The 25525-nt window shown below is 41.5% G+C and carries 25 protein-coding genes and 8 tRNA genes; 3 read left to right on the top strand and 30 right to left on the bottom strand.

What is annotated here, in order from left to right; translation table 11 throughout:
• Positions 1–52 precede the first annotated feature (52 nt).
• From HUE98_RS01615 to HUE98_RS01520, 20 genes are all read right to left on the bottom strand, one after another.
• Positions 53–137, bottom strand: a tRNA-Leu gene (locus HUE98_RS01615).
• 9 nt (positions 138–146) lie between these two features.
• A tRNA-Lys gene (locus HUE98_RS01610) sits at positions 147–222 on the bottom strand.
• Positions 223–233: 11 nt separating this feature from the next.
• Positions 234–308, bottom strand: a tRNA-Gln gene (locus tag HUE98_RS01605).
• 19 nt (positions 309–327) lie between these two features.
• Positions 328–404: transfer RNA gene (locus tag HUE98_RS01600), tRNA-Arg, on the bottom strand.
• Between the two features lie 21 nt (positions 405–425).
• A tRNA-His gene (locus tag HUE98_RS01595) sits at positions 426–502 on the bottom strand.
• 29 nt (positions 503–531) lie between these two features.
• A tRNA-Arg gene (locus HUE98_RS01590) sits at positions 532–607 on the bottom strand.
• Positions 608–783: 176 nt separating this feature from the next.
• Positions 784–857 (bottom strand) — tRNA-Gly (locus HUE98_RS01585).
• A gap of 3 nt (positions 858–860) precedes the next feature.
• A tRNA-Pro gene (locus HUE98_RS01580) sits at positions 861–937 on the bottom strand.
• 110 nt (positions 938–1047) lie between these two features.
• Positions 1048–1539 carry a metallophosphoesterase family protein gene (locus tag HUE98_RS01575; protein WP_241422149.1) on the bottom strand — a complete coding sequence of 164 codons (492 nt, stop codon included), beginning with the start codon at positions 1537–1539 and terminating at the stop codon, positions 1048–1050.
• 43 nt (positions 1540–1582) lie between these two features.
• Complete coding sequence (locus tag HUE98_RS01570; protein WP_241422148.1) at positions 1583–2179, bottom strand: XTP/dITP diphosphatase; 597 nt, start codon at positions 2177–2179, stop codon at positions 1583–1585.
• Positions 2176–2922 (bottom strand): ribonuclease PH, encoded by a 747-nt coding sequence (rph, locus tag HUE98_RS01565; protein ID WP_241422147.1) that lies wholly within the window; start codon positions 2920–2922, stop codon positions 2176–2178. The genes HUE98_RS01570 and rph overlap by 4 nt, the downstream gene beginning before the upstream one ends.
• Positions 2923–3110: 188 nt before the next feature.
• The gene (locus HUE98_RS01560) at positions 3111–4085 is read right to left on the bottom strand and encodes a GerMN domain-containing protein (RefSeq protein WP_241422146.1); all 975 of its coding nucleotides are present in this window, start codon (positions 4083–4085) and stop codon (positions 3111–3113) included.
• 127 nt (positions 4086–4212) lie between these two features.
• Positions 4213–5019, bottom strand: coding sequence for a glutamate racemase (gene murI / locus HUE98_RS01555; protein ID WP_241422145.1), 807 nt, complete (start codon positions 5017–5019; stop codon positions 4213–4215).
• A 61-nt stretch (positions 5020–5080) separates the two neighbouring features.
• Complete coding sequence (locus HUE98_RS01550) at positions 5081–5614, bottom strand: DUF2179 domain-containing protein (protein WP_241422144.1); 534 nt, start codon at positions 5612–5614, stop codon at positions 5081–5083.
• A 55-nt stretch (positions 5615–5669) separates the two neighbouring features.
• Positions 5670–6485 (bottom strand): IclR family transcriptional regulator, encoded by an 816-nt coding sequence (locus HUE98_RS01545; RefSeq protein ID WP_241422143.1) that lies wholly within the window; start codon positions 6483–6485, stop codon positions 5670–5672.
• A 295-nt stretch (positions 6486–6780) separates the two neighbouring features.
• Positions 6781–7440, bottom strand: a complete 660-nt coding sequence (phoU, locus tag HUE98_RS01540; protein ID WP_241422142.1) for a phosphate signaling complex protein PhoU — start codon at positions 7438–7440, stop codon at positions 6781–6783.
• Between the two features lie 79 nt (positions 7441–7519).
• The gene (gene pstB / locus HUE98_RS01535) at positions 7520–8299 is read right to left on the bottom strand and encodes a phosphate ABC transporter ATP-binding protein PstB (protein ID WP_241422141.1); all 780 of its coding nucleotides are present in this window, start codon (positions 8297–8299) and stop codon (positions 7520–7522) included.
• Between the two features lie 113 nt (positions 8300–8412).
• On the bottom strand, positions 8413–10188 hold the full coding sequence (pnpS, locus tag HUE98_RS01530) for a two-component system histidine kinase PnpS (protein ID WP_241422140.1): 1776 nt from the start codon (positions 10186–10188) through the stop codon (positions 8413–8415).
• 167 nt (positions 10189–10355) lie between these two features.
• The gene (locus HUE98_RS01525) at positions 10356–11042 is read right to left on the bottom strand and encodes a response regulator transcription factor (protein ID WP_241422139.1); all 687 of its coding nucleotides are present in this window, start codon (positions 11040–11042) and stop codon (positions 10356–10358) included.
• A 43-nt stretch (positions 11043–11085) separates the two neighbouring features.
• Positions 11086–11808, bottom strand: coding sequence for a DUF5677 domain-containing protein (locus HUE98_RS01520; RefSeq protein WP_241422138.1), 723 nt, complete (start codon positions 11806–11808; stop codon positions 11086–11088).
• A 428-nt stretch (positions 11809–12236) separates the two neighbouring features.
• Between HUE98_RS01520 and HUE98_RS01515 the strand changes: the two genes are divergently transcribed.
• From HUE98_RS01515 to HUE98_RS01505, 3 genes are all read left to right on the top strand, one after another.
• A complete protein-coding gene (locus HUE98_RS01515) occupies positions 12237–13610 on the top strand; it encodes a bifunctional metallophosphatase/5'-nucleotidase (RefSeq protein WP_241422137.1) in 1374 nt (457 codons plus the stop codon).
• A 195-nt stretch (positions 13611–13805) separates the two neighbouring features.
• Complete coding sequence (locus HUE98_RS01510; protein ID WP_241422136.1) at positions 13806–14600, top strand: hypothetical protein; 795 nt, start codon at positions 13806–13808, stop codon at positions 14598–14600.
• Positions 14597–15859, top strand: coding sequence for an alkaline phosphatase family protein (locus HUE98_RS01505; RefSeq protein WP_241422135.1), 1263 nt, complete (start codon positions 14597–14599; stop codon positions 15857–15859). Before HUE98_RS01510 ends, HUE98_RS01505 begins: the two co-directional genes overlap by 4 nt.
• A 683-nt stretch (positions 15860–16542) precedes the next feature.
• Here HUE98_RS01505 and hepT read toward each other — a convergent pair.
• The 10 genes from hepT to HUE98_RS01455 form a co-directional block, all read right to left on the bottom strand.
• Positions 16543–16971, bottom strand: a complete 429-nt coding sequence (gene hepT, locus HUE98_RS01500; protein ID WP_241422134.1) for a type VII toxin-antitoxin system HepT family RNase toxin — start codon at positions 16969–16971, stop codon at positions 16543–16545.
• A complete protein-coding gene (mntA, locus tag HUE98_RS01495) occupies positions 16958–17392 on the bottom strand; it encodes a type VII toxin-antitoxin system MntA family adenylyltransferase antitoxin (protein ID WP_241422133.1) in 435 nt (144 codons plus the stop codon). Before mntA ends, hepT begins: the two co-directional genes overlap by 14 nt.
• Positions 17393–17589: 197 nt before the next feature.
• Entirely contained in the window at positions 17590–18321 is a 732-nt protein-coding gene (locus HUE98_RS01490; RefSeq protein ID WP_455423874.1) for a Fic family protein, read from the bottom strand.
• A gap of 384 nt (positions 18322–18705) precedes the next feature.
• On the bottom strand, positions 18706–19833 hold the full coding sequence (locus tag HUE98_RS01485) for a double-cubane-cluster-containing anaerobic reductase (RefSeq protein ID WP_241422131.1): 1128 nt from the start codon (positions 19831–19833) through the stop codon (positions 18706–18708).
• Positions 19834–19894: 61 nt separating this feature from the next.
• Positions 19895–20959 carry a DUF362 domain-containing protein gene (locus tag HUE98_RS01480; RefSeq protein WP_241422130.1) on the bottom strand — a complete coding sequence of 355 codons (1065 nt, stop codon included), beginning with the start codon at positions 20957–20959 and terminating at the stop codon, positions 19895–19897.
• Positions 20960–21053: 94 nt separating this feature from the next.
• On the bottom strand, positions 21054–22160 hold the full coding sequence (locus tag HUE98_RS01475; RefSeq protein ID WP_241422129.1) for a sugar ABC transporter substrate-binding protein: 1107 nt from the start codon (positions 22158–22160) through the stop codon (positions 21054–21056).
• A gap of 21 nt (positions 22161–22181) precedes the next feature.
• Complete coding sequence (locus HUE98_RS01470; protein ID WP_241422128.1) at positions 22182–23126, bottom strand: carbohydrate kinase family protein; 945 nt, start codon at positions 23124–23126, stop codon at positions 22182–22184.
• A gap of 23 nt (positions 23127–23149) precedes the next feature.
• Entirely contained in the window at positions 23150–23704 is a 555-nt protein-coding gene (locus HUE98_RS01465; RefSeq protein ID WP_241422127.1) for a TIGR01440 family protein, read from the bottom strand.
• Between the two features lie 20 nt (positions 23705–23724).
• Positions 23725–24723, bottom strand: coding sequence for an ABC transporter permease (locus HUE98_RS01460; protein ID WP_241422126.1), 999 nt, complete (start codon positions 24721–24723; stop codon positions 23725–23727).
• Positions 24665–25483, bottom strand: coding sequence for an ATP-binding cassette domain-containing protein (locus tag HUE98_RS01455; RefSeq protein ID WP_241422125.1), 819 nt, complete (start codon positions 25481–25483; stop codon positions 24665–24667). Before HUE98_RS01455 ends, HUE98_RS01460 begins: the two co-directional genes overlap by 59 nt.
• Positions 25484–25525: the final 42 nt, after the last annotated feature.

Here is a 25525-nt window from a genome sequence, read left to right as displayed (position 1 = left end):
AAGCTTCAGGCGTTACTTCAAATACCATGAGGTCAATTTAGTTTAAAACTATTGGTGCGAGGAGGGGGACTTGAACCCCCACACCGAAAGGCACTAGATCCTAAGTCTAGCGCGTCTGCCAATTCCGCCATCCTCGCACTAATAATTGGTGAGCCATGAAGGGCTCGAACCTTCGACACCCTGATTAAAAGTCAGGTGCTCTGCCAGCTGAGCTAATGGCTCATAAAATATAATGGCTGGGGTGGGAGGATTCGAACCTCCGCGTGCAGGATCCAAAGTCCCGTGCCTTACCGCTTGGCTACACCCCAACTTAGTTATCTTTTTTAATGGTACGCCCGGCAGGATTCGAACCTGCGACTCCCAGATTCGAAGTCTGTCACTCTATCCACCTGAGCTACGGGCGCAGATATATCCTAATAATAAAATGGGGTGAGTGATGGGACTCGAACCCACGGCCCCCAGAGCCACAATCTGGTGCTCTAACCACCTGAGCTACACTCACCACAAATATAGAAATCAAATCAAGAAAAATGGCACGCCTGGGAGGAATCGAACCTCCGGCCCACGGATTAGAAGTCCGTTGCTCTATCCCCTGAGCTACAGGCGCATACCTTACTTAAACCAAAAATCATTTACTTCTATTATCCCTATTTTTCAGAATAAAATTTACGTAAAGAATTTTTTGCTTTTTCATTCTACAGTACCCACCCTGCAGAGTCAAGAGTTATATCAAAAACATAAATAAAAAATTAGAAGTCTTAACTCCTAATTTTAATTAAAAAATGGAGCGGGTAGGGGGAATCGAACCCCCGCGACTGGCTTGGAAGGCCAGGGCTCTACCATTGAGCTACACCCGCATCTGGTCGGGGCGAAGGGATTTGAACCCCCGACCCCTTGGTCCCAAACCAAGTGCGCTACCAAACTGCGCTACGCCCCGCAGAAAAAAAATCTGCATTAGCTTTCTAACAGTATACATTCTAACACATTCAAAATAATAATACAAGTTTTTAAAAAATGATTTTACTTAAGCAAAAGTAACCTTAAAGATTATCCTTTTAAACGGGGCACTTCTATGATTTCGACCTCTATAACTCCGTCATTAAGCTGGACCATGCCACAGGATGGACCGTTTCCCATACGGGGGCCGCTAATACTGCCCGGATTTAAAAAAATAATACCTTCCCGCTCAAACCTGGAAGCCAAATGAGTGTGGCCAAAAATCACCAATTGAGCCTTTACCCTTTTTCCTTCAGCAATCAGTGCATTATAAAAATCCCCTGGATCCAAACTATGACCATGGATTACATATATCCTAATTCCCTCCAGTTCCAGAATCAGTTCTTGGGGGGAAAGCCTGGGGTAATCACAATTACCCACCACTGCCTTAACGCTTAAGCTGGGAAGGCGTTGAGATAGTTTTACCGCATCCTGGTAAAAATCCCCGGCATGAATCAACAGGTCTACCGAATCCATAGTGGTAAGTATCTTTTCCATCATAATTACATTGCCGTGGGTATCGCTAAAAACGGCTATCCTCAAGTTGATACCCCCTACAGTTTACTCCCTTTCACAATGGAAGGGCTTATTCAACAAACCCCTTTAATACCTCTATCGCTTTTTTCATGGCATTACCCCTATGACTTATATTATTCTTTATTTCTGGTCCCAGTTCCGAAAATGTTTTTCCATATTCCTGGACTAAAAACAGGGGATCATAACCAAAACCCATATTTCCCCGGGGTTCCCGGGTAATTATCCCCCGGCAGCTGCCCTTAATTACTACCGTTTCCTTTTGGGGCCGGGATATCGCAATCACACAGGTAAACTGCGCCCCTCTCTGCTCCCAAGGGACATGGGACATGAGCTGCAGTAATTTTTTATTATTTTCTTCATCAGTTGCACCTTCACCGGCAAAGCGAGCTGAATAGACCCCGGGGCTCCCCTTTAAATAGTCTACCTCAAGCCCAGAATCATCGGCCAACACAATACACTCTGTAAAATCATTTAAGGCTTGGGCTTTAATAACAGCATTTTCCTGAAACGTATCACCATCTTCAATAATCTCAGGACATTGAGGAAAGTCCAACAGCGATAAAACCTCAAAAGGCAGACCTGTAAGTATCTCCTTAAATTCCTTCACCTTCCCCAGATTCCTGGTTGCAATAACTAGAGAAATCATTCCCTAATTCCCCCGATCAGAGAAACTGCCGGCCCTAAAACTTTCTTTTGATATTCAATTAATTCCGAGGTACCTTTTTGAGCTAAGATTAAAAGATTGAGCATTAAATCCTGGGAAAAAGGCTCTCCCTCAGCTGTTCCCTGTATTTCTACCAGGCTTCCGTCACCAGTCATAACCAGGTTCATATCCACCTGGGCTTTAGAATCTTCTTCAAAGTTTAAATCCAGAAGTTCTTTTTGTTCTACAATTCCTACACTCACCGCGGCCAAAAAATCTTTTACCGGAAAACGGGTTATGTGATTTTCCTTTAACAGCTTATATAGGGCATCCACCAAAGCAATATAGGCTCCGGTAATGGAAGCAGTCCTAGTTCCACCGTCCGCTTGAATTACATCACAATCAATCCAAATCGTCTTCTCTCCCAATGCTTTCAGGTCAATCACTGAGCGGAGAGACCTGCCGATGAGCCTCTGAATTTCGTGGGTCCTTCCCCCCAACCTCCCCCTGGCCGATTCCCTCACATTACGGGTTTGTGTAGCCCGGGGAAGCATAGAATATTCTGCAGTGATCCACCCTTTGCCTTCACCCTTCATAAAATAAGGTACTTTCTGCTCCACAGTGGCATTGCAGATTACCTTGGTGTCCCCTACTTCAATCAGTACCGAGCCTTCAGGATGTTTAGTAAATGATCGGGTAATTTTTACTTCTCTAATATCATCAGGCCCTCTGCCATCTTTTCGCATAAAATACCTCCATTTTTTTAAACAACTAACTTCCTATGCTTATATATTTTACCAGAATGTAAATAAAATTCCCATATATTTTATTAGAAAAGGAAGACTCTCCAGTCTTCCTTTTCCTTTAGAAACCAAATTTTTTAAAATCTGAGCCCTAATATTTTGTTATATAAAACTGCATAGCCAAATTATTACTATCGAATCTGGATAGGCATTTCCCTGGTCAGTTCCGGAACCTCTCCATCAACCAGGATAGAGACTCTATTAATTTCGGGAAATTGAGATAGAGTCAGCACAATCTGCCTTAAAATATTTTCCTCTGCAGTGGCTCCACCATGATATGCCAAAAATTCCTCTGAAAAATCTATGGTAGCCAGACCCTCTTGCACCTGCAAACCGTTGATCTCAACTCTGGAATCAATGTCGGAGAAAAGCTGACTACCAGGTTTAGGCCCCTTTAAAAGTTCCTCTAAAGCCGCTTCAATTTCATCAGCGGTTTCAGGAATTACTCGAGTAACCGGTACAATATAAGTTAGTGCTTCTTCTCCACTACCGCAGAAATAAACCAACACTTTTGAAGTATCTCTTAAGTTTTCCACATCTTCTGACACCTCCAGGTTAATCCCTCTTTCCCGGTCCAAAGGCTGCTCAATGGCTACCCCCTTTGGGAATTCCTCCAGAAGCTTTCCTTCCACCTGTATTTCTACCTGCTCAACAGTGCCAAATTCGGTTAAAGTGAATACCACTGCATCCAGCAAGGTTCTTTCTTGTCCCTCCTTAACCTCTAAAAATTCTTCGCTGAAATCAATGTGAGCCAATCCATCTCTAATGGTTAAACCCACTATTTCCGTGCCGGCAGGCAGTGGTGCATCTAGACCCGTGCCATTTAAAAATCCGTCAACCTGCTGACTGCTTACCAGCCGCGTAATAGTGGTTCTAGCAATACCATCCTCCCAGGGAATACTCCTTTCTACCGGAACAAGGTAAGCTCCCTGATACAGATAATAAAAAATAGTTTCCCTTAAGTTTTCTTCTTCAGGCAGCGCCTCCTGGTGATATTCCTCTGATTCTGTTTCTTCCTCCTGAAAAAGGCCTCCAGGCGAACAGCCGATTAACAAAAAAGCCACGACCAATAAAACAACCATTATCTTGAAATATTTTGCGACCATCTTGTAACACCTCCATATAAATATTTGTTTATTTAAATATATATACAGCACACATGAAAATAATTCCAAAATAGCCAAAAAAAAATTCCCTCTAGTGAGAGGGAACAGTCCACCAAAAACTATAGTTTTATATGCCCGGCAGAATTACCTGATAAGCTTTTACTTTTATATTAATTAAGTTTTCACCGATTCCCACAAAGTTTTCCGGAGAAGCACTCACAAAAAAACGGTGATGGCAGGAATTATCACTGGGGTTCAGCAGATTGTTCCCCTTCAATATTTCCTTTGCTTCCCGGGCAGTTTCTTCCGCAGAGCTGATTAATCTAACCTTTGGTCCCATTACCTCCTGAATGACTTCTGCCATTAATGGATAGTGAGTGCAGCCTAAAATTAAAACGTCTACACCCACCTCTTTGAGGGGCTTTAAATATTCTTCCGCTACTTTCTTTGTTTCCTTAGCTGTAATCAAATTATTTTCAACGATCAACACAAAAAGTGGACAGGCCATACTATATATTTCTACCTGGGGGTCCAGCCTTCGGATACACTCTTCATAAGCTCCGCTGTTTATAGTGCCATCGGTGCCTATGACTCCTACTTTTTTTATTGCAGTATAGGACAGAGCCGCCCTAACCCCTGGTTCAATCACACCTATTACCGGATATTTTACATTTTGCTGATAATAAGGAAGTCCGGCAGCACTGGCAGAATTACAAGCAACAATCACCAGCTTAATATCCTGGGTCTGTAAAAAATCAATAATCTGCATGGAAAATTTTCTTACTTCCTCCTGAGGCCTGGGTCCATACGGCATCCTTGCAGTATCCCCAAAATAAACAATCCTCTCATGGGGCAGTTGATCTAGAATTTCTTTTACTACTGTAAGTCCGCCAACCCCTGAATCCAAAAGAGCAATCGATTTCAAAGCTTCCATTTAATCCCTCTCCATAATGTTAATCATTTCTACATTTTCATCGTCTTATTTTTAAACTGAGTTATTTAACTTTAATTTTAGAAAAATAACCCCCCATAGTTTTTTTAGTATCAAGGACAGTCACAAAGGCATGCTCATCAATTTTTTCAATCAGGTCCATCAAAACTTTCATATCTTTTCTTTTAATCAACACATGGATAATTTTCCTGAGCTTACCCTCCCGGCCGTGTCCGTCAACCACGGTTACCCCAAAACCTTTTCCCCGCATTTCTTCAATTAAACAATCTGAATTTGTTTTAGAAATTACCTGTATATTAGCACAACCAATTGCCACTTTTTCTTCAATAAAAATACCTAAATAGTTCCCTGTAGCAAAGCCCAGAGCGTAAAAAAATAAACTGGGAAAATCGTTCAATTCATGGAGTACATAAGTTAAAACCGCAATAAATATAAGAGATTCAAAAAAACCTATGATGGCAGCATAAACTCTCTGTCCATGTAATATCATCAGTATTCGAATAGTTGCCAGCGAAATATCTAAACACCTGGCCAGAAAAACAATCAGGTATCCTATAAATAAATACAATGTAACCACCCCAATAAAAAATTAACCTTATAATAACATATTAAACAATATGTTAAATATGCCCCTAAGCTAAAGGCAGGTCCATTACCCGTTCCGAGGACATATTCTGATATCCTAAATTAATTGATATTTTCTGAGTTGTATCTGTTAAATTCTGAATAATCATATCTTTCAGGCGCTTTTCAGTCATGCGAGCTACCGGTCCGGATATGCTGACTGCAGCTATTACTCTTCCCTCGTGGTCCCTGATAGGAGCAGCAATGCACTTAACCCCTTCTTCCATCTCTTCAATATCCAAGGAATACCCCCGCTCCCGAATCAGACTCAGTTCCTCCCGTAACTGATTGGGTTCCGTAATAGTATGGGGAGTAAAACTAGCCATGCCTTTATTTTTCAAAATATTCGTCAATTCCGGTTCCTCTACATACGAAAGCAGAACTTTCCCTGCGCCGGTACAATGAGCCGGCCCTCGGCTGCCTACCCGGGCAAACATTTTTATCATATTGGTAGATTCAACCTGCTCGATATAGACTACTTCTCCCTGATCAAGGATAGCCATATTAACCGTTTCGTTACAGGTGTCCACCAGTTCTTGAAGGTCCGGCCTGGCAACCTGACGAATATCCAAACTGTATAAAGCTTTACTACCTATTTCAAATATTCTTAAACCCAAACGATATCTACCACTGTTCAAGTCCTGCTGCACAAATTGATGTGATATTAACGTGTGCAGCAGACGGTGGACCGTGCTGATATTCAGCCCTGCCTTTTCACTTATATCACTTAAGGTCATCGGGTTCCCAACCTGAGATAGTATTTCCAGGAGATACAGAGCCCTTTCCACAGATTGAACCCGCTGACCCTTTTTATCACTTTTCATTTTTAAGTACCCCTTCCTGATAATATACTTTAAACCGAACTGGGCAAATTAGTCCTACCTTTATATTCGTGTACCAGAATAAATATCCTCTTTAACCCGGAATTACATTTTATGGACGATGAAGTTCAAGCATAACTTGTAAAAAATATACTAAAAAAACAACAAACATATCGTTATGACATTTTAATCATACCACATATTAATTGAAAAATCATACAATTAGATCATGTAGTTCACTAATAACAAAACCCTGACTTATTTAGTCAGGGTTTTGTTATTCTATATTTTACTAATTTTAATCATTTAACTTTTCCTTCCTGACACCGGTCACCATGTAGATAATCCATTCTCCCAGATTTGTGGCATGATCAGCAATCCTCTCCAGATTCCGGGCAACTATAAGCAGATAAGTAGCCTGAGTGATGGTCCTGGGGTCCTCCATCATAAAAACCAAAAGTTCTCGAAAAATCTGACGATATAAATGGTCTACCTGGTGGTCCATCTCAATCATCTGCAGGGCCAGTTTTGTATCTCTACGGATAAAGGCCTGCAAACTGTCAGACACCATCTTCTGGGTCAATTGAGCCATATGAGGGATATCAATCAGCGGCTTAATGTATTCCTGCCCTTCCAACCTTTTTGTTACCTTGGCGGTATCTGTAGCATGGTCAGCCATTCTTTCAAGATCAGTAATAATTTTCAAAGCAGTACCGATGGTCCTTAAATCCCGGGCAATAGGCTGCTGCCGAGCAATCAAAGTCAGACATTTGTGCTCGATATCCAGTTCATACTGATCGATAATATCATCGTTGTCAATAACCTCTCTGGCCAGGGCAGCATTCTTTTCAACCAAAGATTTCACCGCATTAAATATCGCCTGTTCTACCAGCCCGCCCAACTTCAGTATATCCTTTTGTAGCTCATCTAACTCTGCATCAAAGGTTTTTCGTGCCACAGCAATCACCCCATTATATAAGATGGATTAAAATACTTTTTCGAAAAACCCAGCTCCCGGGTGTATATTCACCGGGATACTACCCAAATCTTCCGGTTATATAATCCTCAGTTTTTTCCTCTGCTGGATTAGTAAATATATCATCGGTTGGTCCATACTCTACGATTTTACCGTGCAGGAAAAAGGCAGTATAATCTGAAACCCTGGCGGCCTGCTGCAGGTTATGGGTTACAATCACAATGGTATACTCCTCTTTTAAGTCTTGAATCAATTCCTCAATTCTCAAAGTAGCTATAGGATCCAAAGCCGAAGTTGGCTCATCCATCAATATAATGTCCGGCTGAACTGCCAACACCCGGGCGATACACAACCTCTGCTGCTGCCCCCCTGAAAGCCCTAAAGCCGGTTTCCAGAGCCTGTCCTTTACTTCCTCCCATAATGCTGCCTGCTGAAGGCTCTGCTCAACAATTTGTCTTAACCGTTTCTTATCCTTTAGCCCATGAACTCTGGGGCCATAGGCAATATTATCAAAAATAGACTTCGGGAATGGATTGGGACTTTGAAAAACCATCCCTACCTTTTTCCTCAAATTCACCACATCTACTCCATTTGCATAAATATTTTCCTTATCAATATAAACCTTTCCCTCTACGGTTGTATCTTCTATCAGGTCGTTCATACGATTTAAGACCCGTAAAAAAGTAGACTTGCCGCAGCCGGAAGGGCCAATGAGAGCAGTAATCTTATTTTCATATAACTGAATATGCGGCACTTCTAAGGCCAAAACCTTTCCATAATTAAACCTTAAATTTTCTATATTAATTTTGACTTGTTTTTCTATGCTGACCCGGTGCTTCAACTAGAACACCCCCAATCCCCTTGTAGGTTCAATAATTCCCCTTTATGTCATTGTATCGAAAGCTTGTTAATCTATCGTCAATCCTGTGTAAAGGTTTTGTAAAGAAACATATTTCATGATGTCCTCTTGGGCAGAGTAAAATAGAATCTGCTTCCCTGGGTCAAGTTGCTTTCTACCCAGATTCGACCATGATGAGTTTCAATAATGTGTTTAACAATAGCCAACCCTAAACCGGTTCCCCCCATTTTCCTGCTGCGGGCTTTATCCACCCGGTAAAACCTTTCAAATATTCTTGAAATCTCTTCTCTGGGAATCCCAATGCCTGTATCCTCCACTACCACTAATATTTCCTTAACTTTTTCCAAAAGTGTAACTTTAATACTGCCTCCCTCTGGAGTATACTTCATGCTGTTATCCAGAAGATTTAACAGTACCTGATGTATTTTATCCTCATCCCCCAGAACATGTACAGGTGAATCCGGTAAATCCAGGCAGAGCTTTAAAGTTTTCTTTTTAATCTGCAGTTCCAACTTCTTTGAAGTTTCTTCAATTAAACCTTTAACGTCAACAGGGACAAATTTTACCAGGCCATCATACTCAATTTTTGTCAGCTCCAAAAGGTCATTAATTAACCGGTTCAGCCTCTCGGCTTCCCTTTCAATAATTTCTAAAAATTCTCTCACCAGCTGGGGATCCTCTAGGGTTTCCTGTTCCAGCAGCGTTTCTGCAAACCCTTTCACAGAAGTCACCGGGGTACGAAGTTCATGGGTGGCATTAGCGATAAACTCACTGCGAACCTTCTCAAGCCTTCTAATTTCTGTAATGTCATGAATGGCAATAACCAGGCCAATTACTTTTTCCTGCACATCCTTCACCGGAGCCAGATTTACTTCCAATATTTTTTCGTAGGGAAAGTTTAGAACAATCTCCAATCTCTGAGTTTTTCCTGTTTTCAGTACACTTTCTACTTTTTCTGACAGTTGGTAATCCCTCAACACACTGAGATGAGATTTACCCACTACTTCCTCCTGCGAAAATGAAATTATCGCTTCTGCCGCAGGGTTAGAGAGAATAATTTTCCCTTCCCGATCCAGCAGTATAATCCCAATCACCATACTGGACAAAAAACTTTCCAACTGACTTTTACTTCGCACAATTTCCTGGACTTTTTCCTTCAAGGTCTGGGCCATATGATTAAAAGCTGCCCCCAACTGACCAATTTCATCTTCCCCCTTGATATCAATGGTTTGATCAAAATTACCCCGGGCGATATTCTGAGCAGTAATGGCAATTTCCTCCAAAGGGACCGTAATATTTTTGGCATATTTAACACTGACCCAAACTGATATTATAAGTGCCAACAAGAGCGACAAAATAACTGCTGTCCATATTGTAATTCTAGCCTGGTTCAATTCAGTCATGGGAAGAGATAAACGAACAAAACCCAGGAGCTGACCATTGGAATAAACCGGTACTGCAGCATAAAAAAAATCCTGATTTGTAGTAATACTAAAACGGGAGGAAAAACCCACTCCCTCTTGAATAGCTCTTACCAATTCAGGACGGTTAATATGATTTTCCATTTCAACTGCCAATTCTTCTGAATCTCCTAAAACTACCCCCTGGTAATCTATAATAGTTACCCGGACTTTAATATCCTCAGCAATCTTCTCCGAAAGCTCCTCCATTTTTGCCACCGGGTCCGTAGAATCAAAAGAATCTTTACTTACGGCAGCAGCCAGTATACCCTGGTGATGAAGGTTATTCCTCAGGGTTTTATGGTAGTTCTGCTCAAACAAGCTTAATAGATATATACCCAACACAATAACTACTATGCTTATTAAAACCAGATAAGTTAGAATAAACTTTCCACGAAGACTTTTAAGCATTTTTTTTGCCTCCAGGCTAAATTCCGTCGTTTACTGACAACTCTTAGGCCCTATTGCGACATTTTATACACAGGTTATCCCTATTATCCACAATTAAAGAAAAAAAATGACATCCTCTTGGGTTCAGGTAGACCTCAAAGAATGTCTCTATTTTTTCTAAAAGGGTTTTACTCCCTAAATTTATATCCCACTCCCCGGACCGTTTTAATATACTCGGGCTTGCCGGAGTCAAGTTCAATCTTTTCCCGCAGATTGCTTATATGCACGTCCACAATACGAGTATCCCCGTAATAATCATATCCCCATAGTTTGTTCAACAGATATTTTCGATGCAAAACCTTACCCTTAGATCTAACCAGGACCTCTAAAAGCTCAAACTCCTTTGGAGTTAAAGTAATACTTTCACCCCTCACCATGACCTCATACCGATCTGGAAAAACCTCCAGGTCATTTACCCTGAGCCTCTCCTCACCTTTATCCCCGTATTGAAAAGAACGGCGCAGTAAAGCCTTTACCCTGGCAATCAGTTCTCTGACACTAAAAGGTTTGGTCATATAATCATCAGCCCCGATCTCCAGGCCTAAAATCTTGTCAATTTCGTCTTCTTTAGCCGTTAACATAAGAACAGGAAGATTTATGTCCTCTTTTCTCAGGCTCCGGCATACTTCAATTCCGTCAATCCCGGGCAGCATGATATCCAAAATAATTAAATCAGGCTCATTCTGTTTCACCAATTCTAAAGCCCTCAATCCATCTTCTGCAGTTACTACCTCAAACCCTGATTTCTCCAGGTTGAATTGAATCAGTTTTAAAATGGACTCCTCGTCATCCACAATTAAAACTTTCTTATTCAAAGTTCTTATACCCCCTAAAAAAATAAAATATTCTTAAAAATGGTCAATCTTCCAAGGTGCTGATATCTAACAGCCTGGCAAAAATAATTTTAAGCATATCATTTAGCTTTCTTGTAATTGAAGTCAAGTCTTTTAGTTCTTCCCGGTATTCATAGTTGATTATAAAAAGAGTAGTGGTAAGATAGATAATCAGTTCACTGAAAAGCTGTTCCAGGTAAAGCGGATTATAATAGCCTCCAAACACAATGCAGTCGGCATCCTCGTCCTCACCGCTGAAATACCTGGCGGATTCAATGTTATTATGAGTCATCTTACAATATTCGTCATAAATCAAGGAGCGCTCCTGGTCCAGTTTTAAATTTCTCCTTACCTCGCTGGGTTTTATAATCTTCCCCTGCATCCATTTGTCCACTTTATGGGGATATTTATAAAAATACTCCAACAGCCATTGGGTCTCCAGCACCTGCCTGATCACCGCAGCAGCATCAATTAACATTCCCCTTTGCAGCAGCAGATAAGCGCTGAGAGAATGGTTGAAAATCCTGGCTAACAATAAAAAGGTAACTTCATCCTTCTCACCGGTACTGGTCGGTGCTCCAAGCCTTCCCCTCAACCTCTTTACCGTAGTCAAATAAATATCCGAAAGACTCTCAAAAAGGCTATTCAGGCCTTTAAAATCTTTATCAAATCTCTCAGAAATCCCTTCTTGAAAATCCAAAATAGACTTTAGACCATCCATTTCTGTAAATATTTCTTTATAATCCACAAACTTCAGCTCCAGACTACATTTTTAGTGTAAGTTCAACACAAGCAGGAAAAAACCCTTTTAATACCAAACTATATAATCACAAATCAGTGACGATCATACCTTGTTCTGCCCGAATTTCCATAAAAATTAGTTCATTATCATTTTCCCCAAACATTAATCTTTCTTCCCTTTGGAATAATAATTTACAGCATCTTCCCCACCTGCTTACCACTCTATAGCAATTTAACAGTATAGAATGTGTATGCTGCACAATTTCTCAAAAAATATCTCCAGGGCAGATTCTTGACGGGACTGCTCTTTACAATTATGCTATTCATTGAAAGAACTAAGCCTTTTTACGGGGAAGAACCAGAGGATTATCCCAATAGAATAACGGAGATATTTAAAGATATTCTTCAAAAAAATTGAAATAGGAGACTTCTTGAATGAAGGTAAATAACTTACAAAAGATAGACATCTACTCCATAAATGATTTTCATGGAATTATTGAACCCCGAAGGCATTATAGTGCAGCCTCAGTGTTTTCTAAACTTCTATCTTTAAAAAGCAGTAATCCTGAAAATACTATCATTGTTTCCTCCGGTGATATGTTTGAAAGCCCGGCCTTGATGAACAAATCTCCCGGTTACCTTACCATCCAGCTGATGAACCTTGTGGGTACAGCCGCCATGACGGTTGGCAATCATGACTTTGACTGGTTTCCCAAAAGAAAAACATATCTTCAGGAAATCCAAAAACATCTGGACTGTCCTCTCATATCCTGTAATTTATATAACAAACAAACAGGTAAAAGGCCAAGTTTTATTAAACCTTCTATCTTGATACATGTATCTGGAGTAAATATTGCTTTCATTGGACTGACTACGGAAGAATGCTTTAAGATTTGCCTGCGAGAAGAACTAGGGGATATTCAGGTGAGCAATTCTGTCAGTTCTCTGAAAAAAGAAATAGACCGGGTTAAGAACCAGGGAGCAGATATAATTATAGGTATTGGACATATCGGAGCATTTCAGGATAACCCTGGAGATGTTATCCGAGGGGAAACGGCAGAATTGTTGAAACATTTTAATAAACAAGATCTTCATGGGTTTATTGCAGCTCATACCCATCAACACATTTCGGGAGAAATAAATGGAATCAAAGTAGTCCAGGCAGGTGCATATGGGGAAGGTATTGGACATATTGAAATAATAATAAATCCGGGCCTTAAAGAAAAATTTATTATTAATTCCAGAGAAATTAAAATAGAAAAGTCCAGGACTAAAAAAGAAATACATCCTCAAATATTACAAATAATACAGAAACAACAACAGGGAGATTCAACAAAAACTGAAAAAATTGGCTTCACAAACAAAGATCTAATTATTGATTATGAAAGAGAAACCTTTTGGGGCAGATTTGTCGCTGAGGCTATGCAAAGGAAAGTCAGCGCCGATATAGGATTTATTAATTCAGGGGCTTTCAGGGCAGCCGTAAAAGCCGGAGACCTTTTTGTATCAGATATTATTCAAAACTTACCCTTTGATAATACAGTCTTAAAAATTTTGCTCAAAGGAAAAGTAATAAAAAACATCCTCGAAAAACCAATAAATCGAAGTATGGGAAAGCTGCAGACAACAGGTATTACGAAGATTCACGACGATAAAGATTATACTACAGCGGTAAGCAGCTTTCTGGCTGTGGGCGGTGATGGTTATTCTGAGTTTGCCACGGGAGCCATTCTTGAGGACACCGGCGTCTTAGTCAGGGATGTGGTAATTGACAGGATTAAAGCAGTGGGGGATATTATGCCGGATTGATTCTTTTTATATAGTATGGATTATATTAAAAAGATGCAGTTCCTTAAGCAGCCTGTAGGCAAATATAACTATTTTGCTGCAAATGAAAGCCAAACTATAACAATTCATAATATTAAAACAAGAGGAATCTCTCTGTTTCTCGGGAATTATAGGATTATAAATTAAGTAAACTACTTTTTTAAAAAGGAGACCTTAATGCTTTTTGACAATACAGCATCCGAAATAATTCAACAAATGTTGGGTGAGCTGCCCAAAGAAACTGTTATTGGGGAATTTTCCGGCAGGGACAGCGTAGCCGCCATCATTAAAGCTTTTGAGGACAGCGGTATTGGACATATACTCCCAGTGGCTTCCTTTGCCGGAACGGAATACGGAGAAGTTGACACTTTGAAAGAAAACCATCTATACCTGAAAGAACGCATTATAGAGATTTACGGGAAAGGTAAAATACTCTATCCTCTCGTCTTTTACAGCAGCCCTGACCTTTGGAGCGTTATCAACGGCAGGTTTGCATCACTAATTATTGAGAAATTCGGATTTTATACCCCCTGTATCGGCTGTCACGCCTACTTCCATATACTTCGAGTTCCCATGGCTCTAAAATTGGGGGCAAAAATTATTTCCGGGGAAAGGGAAAGCCATGACCAGAAAATTAAAATAAATCAGCTTCCTCTCTGTTTATCCTTTTATAAAAAAATCCTGGCGGAATTTGAAGTGGAACTCCTGTTGCCTTTAAGAAATATACAAAGGGGTAAGGAAATAGAAAAACTTATCGGCTGGGAATGGAAAGAAGGTAAAAACCATCCGGAATGCTCATACAGCGGTAATTATCGAGATTTATACGGACATGCTATATATGAAGAAAGAAAAATCAAACAGTTCTTAGAAAATTTCCTGGGGCCTGTTTTGAGAAAAGTAACCCAATTATATATAGAAAACCAAGAAATCAGTCGATCAGAACTGATTAAAGAGGTGGAAAAAATAATATGAAAACCATCCTTTTGTTATTTGACGGCCTGGGCGACCGGGTCTACCCGGAGTTAGGGGATAAAACTCCCCTGGAGGCAGCCCACACTCCTCACCTGGATTCCCTTTGTAAAAGAGCAGAATCCGGCATAATGATTCCTTACCAACAGGGAGTGCCCCTGGGCACGGAAACCGCCCATTTTATTCTGTATGGATATGACTTAAAAGACTTTCCAGGAAGGGGAGCTATTGAAGCCCTGGGAGAGGGAATCCCTCTCCAGGAGGACGAAGTTTACATGCGGTGCTGCTTTTCGACGGTGGAGAAGAACGATGGATTCCGTCTGATTGACCGGTACGCCCGGGAACTGAACCTGGAAGAAATGAATATTTTGTCGGAGAGCATACCCAAAGAAATACAGGGAGTAAAAATTAGCTGGAAACACTCCTTCGACATGCACGGAATTATCACCCTGAAAGGTGACGGCATCAGCGCCGACATCTCGGACTCCGACCCTTTCTATGAGTGGAAACACATAATTCGAGTTGAACCCTTTGAAACGAAAGACACTAGAGCCGCTTTTACCGCCCAGGTAGTAAACCGTTTCCTGGTAGAAACTTATCAGAACCTAAAAATTCACCCTGTCAATAAAAAGAGAATGAAACAGGGAAAAACTCCCGCTAATTTCATCATCACCAAGTGGGCAGGGAAAAAGAAAACCCTTCCTCCTTTCTACGAAAAGCACGGCATGTCCTCCCTGGTCATGGGAGCCAACAATCTGTTAAAAGGAGTTGCCATGTTTCTAGGGATGGACTACCAAAAATGTTTGAATTTTGGCGAAGGAATCCAAAAGGCCTTAAAGGCCGATTATGACTTTATACAGGTGCACACCAAAGAAACTGATGACGCAGCCCATACTAAAAACCCATGCTTCAAAAAGGAAGTCATAGAAAAACTGGACTGTACTCTGGGCCCCCTTATAAAACTAGATTATAATAAGAAAGATATTCTCCTGGTGGTCACCGCCGACCACTCAACCCCCAGCTGTGGTAAGCTGATTCATTCCGGGGAACCGGTGCCCATCATGTTTCTGGGAAAGGGAGTCCGGGTAGACAATGTTCAGTCTTTCGGGGAGAGAAGCTGTGCCAAAGGCAGCATTCGCATGAAGGGGCGGGACCTGATGCCCATGGTTTTGAACTTTACGGACCGGGCACTGCTGTATGGAGTAAGGACTGGGGGCAGAAGGACCAGTTATGTGCCCAGGGAAATTCGGAAACTAGAGTAATATAACTAGAGGCCTAAAAAATTAAATCAATGTTATTTAAAATAAAAGAAGCTACACAGGCGAGCTTCATAGCTCGCCTTGAGCAGCATCCCCTTCTGTGTTTAGTGTTTAACCATTACTACGTTGATTGCTTTTACCAAAGCATCAATCTGATCCCCTGTTTTAAAACCAGCATCTTGTAAACTGTCTCGCGTCATCACGGACGTGAGCCTGGGGGTATTATCCCCTCATCCACCAACTCACATAGTGATTTGAGCCATTAATCCATCATATTTAATATCTTCTATTTGGCCGTGCAATTTGTTCCTTACTCCTGCTTCCAAAAGGTAACCTCCCTTGAACATTTTATATAAATATTTTTAACTTAATAAAATCATATATTCAAGGAAAATTAACCCTAGTGTCTTGGGTTATCTTCCCCTCAGCCGCCAACTCAAAGAATAACTTGGGCCATTAATCCATCAAATTTAATATCCTTAATTTCACCGTGTATTTTGCTGCTTACTTCTTTATGCATATTGTTCGTTACCTCCCTTAAATTAGGTTATTATTATTCTAATCAAACTTAAGCAATATATTCAAGGAAGGTTTACCTGGACCCTGCGCTCCAAGGCGTCGAAACCGTTTCCGGAGCAATCGCTTTAGTACTAATTTTCGATGTAGTAATAATTACTTTTTTTCAATTATGACCGGTTGATATAATCATTGATCTGCTTCATGTAAAGCAAATAGTACTTTAAAGTTTCCTGTATGGAATCATAAACTAAACTGTCATCTATTCGTTGATATTCATGAACAATAATATTCCTTAAGCCGGTGGAAGGAGCAATTTCCAGGGCAAAATCAATAGTTATAACACCTGCTTCTGCCAGCTTTATAAAGGAAGAAAAATAGTCAGGGGACATGCCTTTATCCAGGGTTTTTAACAGTACATTATTAATATCTGTTGCTGCCTCTACAATCAGTTGTATAAGCCGTTCTGCGGTTCTCTTATAAAGGTTATTACTGCAGTATTCTTTAAATGTAATACTCCCCAACTCTTTGAGTTCCTGGTAATACTGTTGTAAAGCGGCCAGCTTTTCCTGTACAACTTCCAATTCAAATTTCCCCATCCAGCAGCACCCCCAACTTCTCCTGAAAATATTCTTTTTTTAACACCCTGAATTTTTTCGTGTCATAATAATAGCGAAGGCAGTAAAGACTGTATCTTAAAAAAAACCCGTTTTTGCTTTCGTACAGCAGCCTACCCTTGTCAGCTATTTCATACTTCAAAAGTCCCGAAGTTTTCTTTAAATCAATCAAATCAATTTTACCATATTTAAAAAGAATGCTCAGATCGGTTAAAAACTGCATGCACCGGTTACCCTGTAAAGCATCACCCGCCAAAAAAGCAATATCTATATCACTTTCCCCTGATTTAAAGTTTTCGGTTCCATAGCTTCCCAGTAGAACCAGCAGGTCCAGGTTGTATTTTTGGGCCAGGCATCTTAATTCCTCTATGTTAATGTTGTTATATAATTTACTATTTTCCACAGCAGGAACCCCTTCTCCTTCAATTACTGCAGCCTCGTTAATTCAGCCGCTTCAAGTACTGCAACAAAAGATTGCTGGTTTGATATAAACCCTTTGGAAGGTTCAATCGGCTTTGGAACACCGCACAGTGCCTCAGGGAAGCCGATAATCAGCATAGGTAATCAATATAATGAAGAGTCCCACCGCTCTTCTAATTGTTAACTGCTGACACTCAACCATAGATGCAGGCTCTGCTCCACACACTGGGACAGCAGCTTAATAAACCTGCTGTATTTTCCTGTGGTATGGGCCAGATCCAATGCTTCATAATACTCCAGTTTTTTTTCGGCCTTGATAACAGCAGGAGGAAAACCGGATTTAATCAATTCAAAGTTCATCAGCAGTCTTGCTGTTCTGCCGTTTCCATCGATAAAGGGATGTATTTTTACAAATTCACCATGAAGCAGAACAGCCCTTTCTACGGGATGCAGTTTATGCCATACATTATTATAATGTTCTATCAGCTGTTCCATCTGCTGCTTAATTAAAACAGGCACCGGCGGTCTATGTTCAGCCCCGCTGATAACCACATACTCAAGACGATACATCCCTGCATTTTTATCATCAATTTTTTTCAAGACCAGCCGGTGCAGGCTTTTTATATTCCACTCGGTTAGGGATTCGCCTGACTGCACCAGTTCCTCAATATATAATATGGCCGCCTTGTGATTAATTACCTCCAAATGCTCCCTGATTGTTTTTCCGCCAACGGTTATACCCTCAAGAACTACCTTTGTTTCCGATAAAGTCAGCGTGCTGCCCTCAATGGCATTGGAATTATACGTCCACTCCAGCAGCATGTGTTTTTGCAGAGCTTTCAACGTATTTTTGGGCAGCGGCCTTATTCTGTCCAGCTGCCGCCTTTTTTTGTCTATGGCATCAAAACTAATATTCCCTGGCCGTATTTCTTTCGGTTTTAATAACTTATGGCGGGTAGTTCTGGCATCAACCGGTTTTTGGGCGTTCTCCGGTATAAACCAGACCCATCCCATTCGTGTAACACCATGGATACGACCATTCCGACACAACGTTCTCACCCGCCGCTCAGATATCTTCCACTTATCTGCCGCTTCCTGCACGGTAATATACTTCATAAGGCCTCACTCCAACAAATGTTATATAGGGATATTATACTCCGAGCTCGGAATAATATCCAGGGTGCAGGTGTGAAAAAGAGAAGTTAAATTTGATTAACTTTGATTAACTTCTTCATTTAAACCTTTCGTATTCACAGGCTGTATAGTTTTTTCTGCCTGCTTGTCAAAAAATCAAGTTTAAACAATCTCTAGTAGTGCCTGTATCCTTAATCTCAGGTACTCTTCATCAGAGGTAGAGTAATCCGTCTCAATATGCAGATAAGGGATACCTTTTCTCTTTACCAGATTTTTCACTTCATAAGCTTCTATATTATAAGCATGGCAGGCCTGCCAAGTGAGGTCAATAACAGCCTCAACTGTAAAATCCTCCATCATTTGTTCAAGCAGTTCCATACGATATAAGTTGGGAGTCATACATGAGCAGGGAATCCGGAAATATTTTTTTGCCAGTGCAGCAATGGGGTCATCCGAACTTGTATCAGAATATAAGCTTAAGTTTTTATACCCTCCGCAGCTCTCCATGGCAACAATACTCCCTCCTTCTTCTTCTGCAAGGCGGATAATTTTTTCCGAACCCCGCCCCACTGGGCAGCCGGTTAGTAATATTCGGGGACGTTTTGATTCAATGGAGGGCTGCTTGCAAAAAAGCGCAGCATTTTTTATTTGATCCAGGAGCTGTAAAACATCTCCCCGATAAAAACCGCTGGACCAGGAAACGGTCATGAGTTCCAGCCCGGTTAATAAAGGGGGATCTGCCTGGTTCAAATCACATACTTCTTTTACTCGCAGCTTTACCTTATTTACTAATTTCATATAATGTTTTATTTTATGGTCACTTATTTCCACTTCAAGCTTCTGTTCTAAGAAATTTTTTAAATCCCGTATTTCTTCCACCCACATTTTTAAAGAACTCTCATTTTGAAGATGTGGAAGCTGCATGATATATACCGGTTTTAATTCCTGCATGATTTCAAACATTTTTTTCTTGCCGTCACAAGTGGTCTCCCCTATAACCAGGTCGGCAAAACTGAAGAAGGGGCAGGTATCTGTAACCGCATAACCATAAGAAGATTTTATCAGAGGGCACAGGTTTCTAGGAAGTGCCTCCTCCGCAGCGGGAATGGGATCTGGACGGGTACCGCAAAGCCCAACAGGTACAGCTCCTGCTGCCAATATCAATTCCTGAGGGCAGTAGGTACAGTATATTCCAATTACTTTCCTGTTCTTATCTCTCGATTCTATGATCCCGGCCAGGGTTTTTTCCCGAAGGTTTTTGAACTCCTCAATAATTTCTCCCCGCTGCACCGTAACACACCTCCCGTAATTAAGGTAAGCTTCAAATAATCTACTTCTCCAGGTGGGCAAATTATAGATGAATCAGTTCATATTCACTGCTGCCCAGCCCCAATTTTTCAGCATATTCTATTTGGTATAGCCCATTTTTTCCGGTAAAATCTTTAAGACATTTATCATTATAAATTTTTCGTACCGCCGACTCTACCAGATCCAGGCTGGCTTTTTCCACAGCTACCGGATCATTCCCTGCCAGTATCCCTAGATCCCCAACCAGGGGGGTGGGGCTCCAAGAACGGCAATCACAAATAGCCGTTATGTCTACTAAAAAACTTACAAAAAATGCCCCGTTCTGCTTGTTAGACAGTACTGCCCCAAATGCATTTACCATTTTTTTTATCATTTCCAGGTCATCCCTTTCCCATTGTATGGGTATGACCCGGTTTGGACAGTTTACCAGGCATAACCCACAATTATTACATTGTTCTTGAATAATAACCGGCTTTTTTCCATCACAATTAATTGCTTTTTCAGGACAGTTTTCCCGGCAAGTCCCACAGCTTCTGCACTGCTCCTGCTCTATAGATGGCTTCACATGGGAATGAATGGTCTGCTTATAAGGCCGGGCAACAGCACCTACCCCTAAATTTTTTATGATACCGCCAAAACCGGTATCTTCGTGCCCTTTAAAATGAGTAACAGTTATTATTTTATCGGCTTCATAAATTGCTGACCCAACTTTTACTTTCTCCCCGTTAAAAGATACTATTCTGTAATCAAGGCCTCTCAACCCATCTGCGATAATCACCGGAGCCCCCACCACCGACTGGTGAAAACCATTGTATCCTGCTGTTTCCAGGTGGCAGACTCCATTATATCTATTTCTATAAAACAGCGTATTGCAGTCCGTTAAAAACGGGGCTCCTTTATAACTTTTAATTAACTCCACCAGCGAGGTGATAAATTGGGGCCTGAGCATCCTGGTATTTCCCAGTTCCCCGAAATGCATCTTAAGCGCTACCAGATCATTCTCCTTGATAATTTCTCCTAAACCTGCCCTGCCGCATAATTTTTTCAATTTATTCATGACACTGTTTCCTGGTGAACCTTCAAAATCAGTAAAATAGACTTTGCTCATTTTATTTCCTCCAATATACCAGCACCATACATTAGTAAGATTTTAAAACTGCCGGAGAAGTTGTTCTCCGGCAGCCAAGAAAAGAAAATTGCATTTATTTCCAACCCTCAAAAGTATGAACATTTTCAGCGCTAACCAAACCCAGAGGAGTCCAGTATATTTCTTCATTCAATTCATGACCTTCCAAAACTTTTAAGGCTAATATTAATCCTCCCTTACCGAATAGATAGGGTGACATGGCTACTGTAGCATCCAATTCCCCTTCAACGATAGAATCCTTGGCTTCCTCAATAAAGTCTACTCCTACCACTACCACATCATCTTTTTTCCCTGCAGCCTTTAATGCTTCAACAACTCCCAGAGCCATTACGTCATTGGCGCAGAAAATACCTTTCAATTCAGGATGAGCCTGGATGAGATTAGAGGCAATATCATATGCCGTTTTTCTATCCCAGTTTCCTGGCTGGACAGAAACCAGTTCGATATCTGAATTCGCTTCAAAGGTTTTTTTTGCTCCATTTTTTCTGGCTTCACCCTGAGCTGCTCCCGGAAGGCCTTCGATAATGGCAACCTCTCCAGAACCAATCTTTTCGATTATGAATTCCGCACCCATTGTGCCCTGTTCTTCAAAATCAGAGGTGATAAAAGCCTCCACCCGTGCATCTGCCTCTTTTGCCGCTTCTTCATCCACACTGGTGCCTACGGCCACCACAGGAATCCCCATTTTGGTTGCTTGCGCAACTCCGGGAATTAAATTGAAAGGGGTAATAGCAGATATAGCCACGGCATCATAATTTTTAGTTAAAATGTTCATCAGTGTATCCAGCTGAGAATTGACATCATCCTCCTTGGGGGCAGCCATGACATCCACCTCTACACCAAATTCCTCTGCAGCTGCTTCATAACCCTCTTGCATAACCACCCAAAAGGGATTAGCCAGGGTAATTTCTAACGCTGCAATTTTGTAATTGCTGCTAACTTCCGGAATGGGAGATAAGAATTCCAATAGCTTGGCTTCTGCACCCAGATAGGCCTCGTTACCGGACTCAGCCGGGGTTTCATCTACTGTTTCTTCATCATTTACCGGTTCAGCCTGTACATCTTCGCTGCCGCCGTTATTGTCTGTGCTGCTTTGGCACCCAACAAAGGTAAACAACAATACCGTAACTAATACCATACAGATTATTTTTTTTATATTCATTGAAATTATAACCCTCCTCTTTTAGTTAAAGCTCTTTTCTTTAATAAAGGTTTTTACTTCTTTTTCACTGGTATCCAACCTGGCACCAGGTTGGATACATTTAATGGCGGCACAAGCACTGGCAAATTTCAATGCGTCTTCAGGTTGATTATTTTTAAAATAGTATGCTGAAATTAAGCCCCCTGTAAAAGCATCCCCCGCACCAGTAGTATCTACGGCTTTCACCGGAAATGCCCTGCACTGAACTACTTGATCTTTTCTCCACCAAACTGAGCCCTCTTCGCCATGGGTTGTAATCAAACCTGAATCCGGGGAATAGCGGCTGTAAAGGACAGCCCCTGCATCCTTAGGAACATCGGTACCTGCCAACTCTTTCATTCCCTCTTTACAAACTACCAGGAGGTGACAAAGGGCAATCATTTCCTCTAGCTGTTCAGAACTGACCCCGCAGAAATTCATAAAAGAGGGTGAACACTGCAGGTTAAAAACCACCTGGATATTTCTGCGTCGGCATTCTCTGGCTAACTTTAATGCAGGTGCCGCTCCAAACATATCTGTATAAAAGACCTTTGCTCCTCTCAAAATATCTACACTCACTTCGTCTTCGGTCAATTCCAACAGGCTGTCCCCCAGGTTAGCGTAAATGGCTTTTTTCCCATTCCTGGCCACAGTGATAAAGGTATGAAGGGTTGTGCCTCCCTTCTTTGTAACCAGAAAACTGGTTTCGACTCCTGTATTAAACAGCTGCTCCTGAAACAATCTGCCGTAGTGGTCATCCCCAATTTTGGCTGTCAGGGCAGCCTTAATCCCCAGTTTTTTTAAAGCTACCATGACATTGGCACAACTTCCTCCGGGCATTATTTTTTCGCTGTGGATAAAGGCAAATCCATCTTCCCTGGGGAGCTCTTCGCATGTAAGGACGATATCCATCGCTGATGCTCCCAGACCTATTACATCGGCTGTCATTCATTCCCTCCTTTCCAAAAGAATTATTTCTTCTTATACTGAGCCCGCTCACCTCCAATCAGTTTTGGCCGGGTACGGGCAGCTATCACTCTGGCTCCTCCAATATATTCTGTATCTAAAAGTAACGGCATGACTACCGGCTTCAGGTGCATTCCAATCATGGTCAATCCAATATCAATTCCTGAATCCCCCTGGATTGTTTCTACCACTACCGGATCATTAAAAAATTCCATAGAAACAGCAGCAAATGTTCCTCCGGCTTCAGAAACAGGAACCACATTCACTTCAGACAGGTTTTTTTGAACCAGAGTTTCCCTTTCTACAATCAATGCCCGGTTGAGATGTTCACAGCACTGAACTGCTGCAGACATATCTACGGGCTTGTTATCCCATAATGCACTGCATATAGCCCGTGCCAGTTCCGGGTCTCCAGTAGTGTCTTCTCGACGGCCTTCCACCCGACTGATGCTGCAAGAAACGACCAATAATCTACCGGACACCTGGTTTTCCCCGGCCTCCAAAAGCCCTTCTAAAACAGATACAAACTGTTGATATACCACGTTTTTGTTAATTTCCATGGTAAAGCCTCCGAGAACTGTTATTTTTGAGAACGTATTTCTGAAATCACTACTGATGTCAGGATAATTATGCCAATCAGCAGCTGGTGATAGTAAGACGGAATACTAAGAATGGTCAGGCCGTTGCGCAAAACCCCCAGCAGAAAACAAGCGATCACAGTACCGGCAACGGTGCCCTTCCCGCCGTTCATACTGGTTCCTCCTAAAACAACTGCGGCAATAGCATCCAGTTCAAACATCCAACCGGCCAGGGGTTCGGCAGTATTTAAACGAGCTGTAGAAATCAGCCCGGCCAGAGCCGCTGTCAACCCACAAAGAGCATAGACCATTGTTTTATAGAAAACGGTTGAAGCCCCGGTTCTTCGAAGCGCCTCTTCATTTCCTCCCAAAGCCAGAGTATAATAACCCAGCCTGGTCATGTTTAAAACAAATGCACCGGCTGCTACCAATAAGCCTGCCATTATAATTGGTGAATTGACTGGACCAATATGGCCGCTGCCCCACCAGGTAAAGCTCCGGTCAAATCCATAAATAGGGATGCCTCCGGTTATAATCAAGGCCAGACCTCTGCTGACAGACATGGAACCCAGGGTTATAATAAATGGGTTTATCCGTAACCGGGAAATCAGAAGACCGTTCCCAGCACCAATCAAGACTCCTGTAAATAAACCCAGTAAAACAGCCGGGTAAACGGAAACCCCACTTTTCATGGCATAAGCAATAGACACCCCGCTTAATGCCGCGACGGCTCCCACTGACAAATCGATTCCCCCGGTACAAATTACAAAAGTCATTCCCAGGGCTAAAATAATATGCAGGGAAGTTTGATCCAAAATATTTCTAAAATTTGCCCAGGTCATAAAAAAGGGAGAAGATAAACTCAACCCTGTTACCAAAACCAAAAGAGCAGCCAACAGAAGCACCTGTGAAAAAGACTGTTCTATATTATTTTTTATTTGTTTATGAGCCAGTGTGACATAATCTTGAACAATCAGTGCTTTGTTCAAATTCTTTCTCATTTTTTAAATTTGCCCCCGTTATATACTGTACTATTTCGCCGGGTTCAGTTTCCTCCGTTTGGAAATCCCCCACCAGCTTTCCCTGCCTGATAACACATATGCGATCTGAAATTGCAAACACCTGGTGAAGATTATGGCTGATTACCATTACTGCAAAGCCCTGATTCCCTAACATTTGTATAAGTTCCAAGACTTTTGCCGACTCGCGAACTCCCATAGCTGCTGTTGGTTCATCAAAAATAATAACTTTCCCCCCCTGCTGGATGGCCCTGGCTACAGCAACAGCCTGCCTTTGTCCACCGGACAGGCAGCCTACCGGATTTTCCAACCGGGGAACGCTGATTTGCAAACTATCCAGCAGAATACGGGTCTGTTCAACCATTTTTCCCTTGTCAACAATAAAGCCTCCCTTTAAGGGTTCCCTGCCTAAAAACACATTACAGGCCACATCCCTGCTGTCTACCAGGGCTAAATCCTGGTAGACCGTTGATATTCCCTTTTGTATGGCCACTGAAGGAGTCATTTTGCTGAACTCTTCAGAGTTAAAAATAATCCTACCCTTATCTGGTGTTAGTGCTCCGGATAATATTTTAATCAGAGTAGTTTTCCCTGCGCCATTATCCCCTACAATAGCCAACACCTGTCCACAATTAACTTCTAAAGATATCCCGGATAAAACCTGGATATGCCCGAAAGATTTAAATATTTCTTGAACTTTTAATATAGGTTTTTCGGTAATATTTTTTTTAGCCTGATCCATTTTTACCCCCGGCTTTCACCCTTATAAATTATTAATTCTTCC

Source organism: Candidatus Contubernalis alkalaceticus, assembly GCF_022558445.1.
Classification (GTDB): Bacteria; Bacillota; Dethiobacteria; order SKNC01; family SKNC01; genus Contubernalis; species Contubernalis alkaliaceticus.
Note: the sequence above shows the minus strand (reverse complement) of the source record. Positions and strands in the feature narration are given on the sequence as shown.

Coding starts and splice junctions, on each gene's coding strand:
- HUE98_RS01570 (WP_241422148.1), bottom strand. CDS start 2,179: ATGATTTCTCTAGTTATTGCAACCAGGAATCTGGGGAAGGTGAAGGAA.
- rph (WP_241422147.1), bottom strand. CDS start 2,922: ATGCGAAAAGATGGCAGAGGGCCTGATGATATTAGAGAAGTAAAAATT.
- HUE98_RS01560 (WP_241422146.1), bottom strand. CDS start 4,085: ATGGTCGCAAAATATTTCAAGATAATGGTTGTTTTATTGGTCGTGGCT.
- murI (WP_241422145.1), bottom strand. CDS start 5,019: ATGGAAGCTTTGAAATCGATTGCTCTTTTGGATTCAGGGGTTGGCGGA.
- HUE98_RS01545 (WP_241422143.1), bottom strand. CDS start 6,485: ATGAAAAGTGATAAAAAGGGTCAGCGGGTTCAATCTGTGGAAAGGGCT.
- pnpS (WP_241422140.1), bottom strand. CDS start 10,188: ATGCTTAAAAGTCTTCGTGGAAAGTTTATTCTAACTTATCTGGTTTTA.
- HUE98_RS01515 (WP_241422137.1), top strand. CDS start 12,237: ATGAAGGTAAATAACTTACAAAAGATAGACATCTACTCCATAAATGAT.
- HUE98_RS01510 (WP_241422136.1), top strand. CDS start 13,806: ATGCTTTTTGACAATACAGCATCCGAAATAATTCAACAAATGTTGGGT.
- HUE98_RS01505 (WP_241422135.1), top strand. CDS start 14,597: ATGAAAACCATCCTTTTGTTATTTGACGGCCTGGGCGACCGGGTCTAC.
- hepT (WP_241422134.1), bottom strand. CDS start 16,971: ATGGGGAAATTTGAATTGGAAGTTGTACAGGAAAAGCTGGCCGCTTTA.
- HUE98_RS01480 (WP_241422130.1), bottom strand. CDS start 20,959: ATGAGCAAAGTCTATTTTACTGATTTTGAAGGTTCACCAGGAAACAGT.
- HUE98_RS01475 (WP_241422129.1), bottom strand. CDS start 22,160: ATGAATATAAAAAAAATAATCTGTATGGTATTAGTTACGGTATTGTTG.
- HUE98_RS01470 (WP_241422128.1), bottom strand. CDS start 23,126: ATGACAGCCGATGTAATAGGTCTGGGAGCATCAGCGATGGATATCGTC.
- HUE98_RS01465 (WP_241422127.1), bottom strand. CDS start 23,704: ATGGAAATTAACAAAAACGTGGTATATCAACAGTTTGTATCTGTTTTA.
- HUE98_RS01460 (WP_241422126.1), bottom strand. CDS start 24,723: ATGAGAAAGAATTTGAACAAAGCACTGATTGTTCAAGATTATGTCACA.
- HUE98_RS01455 (WP_241422125.1), bottom strand. CDS start 25,483: ATGGATCAGGCTAAAAAAAATATTACCGAAAAACCTATATTAAAAGTT.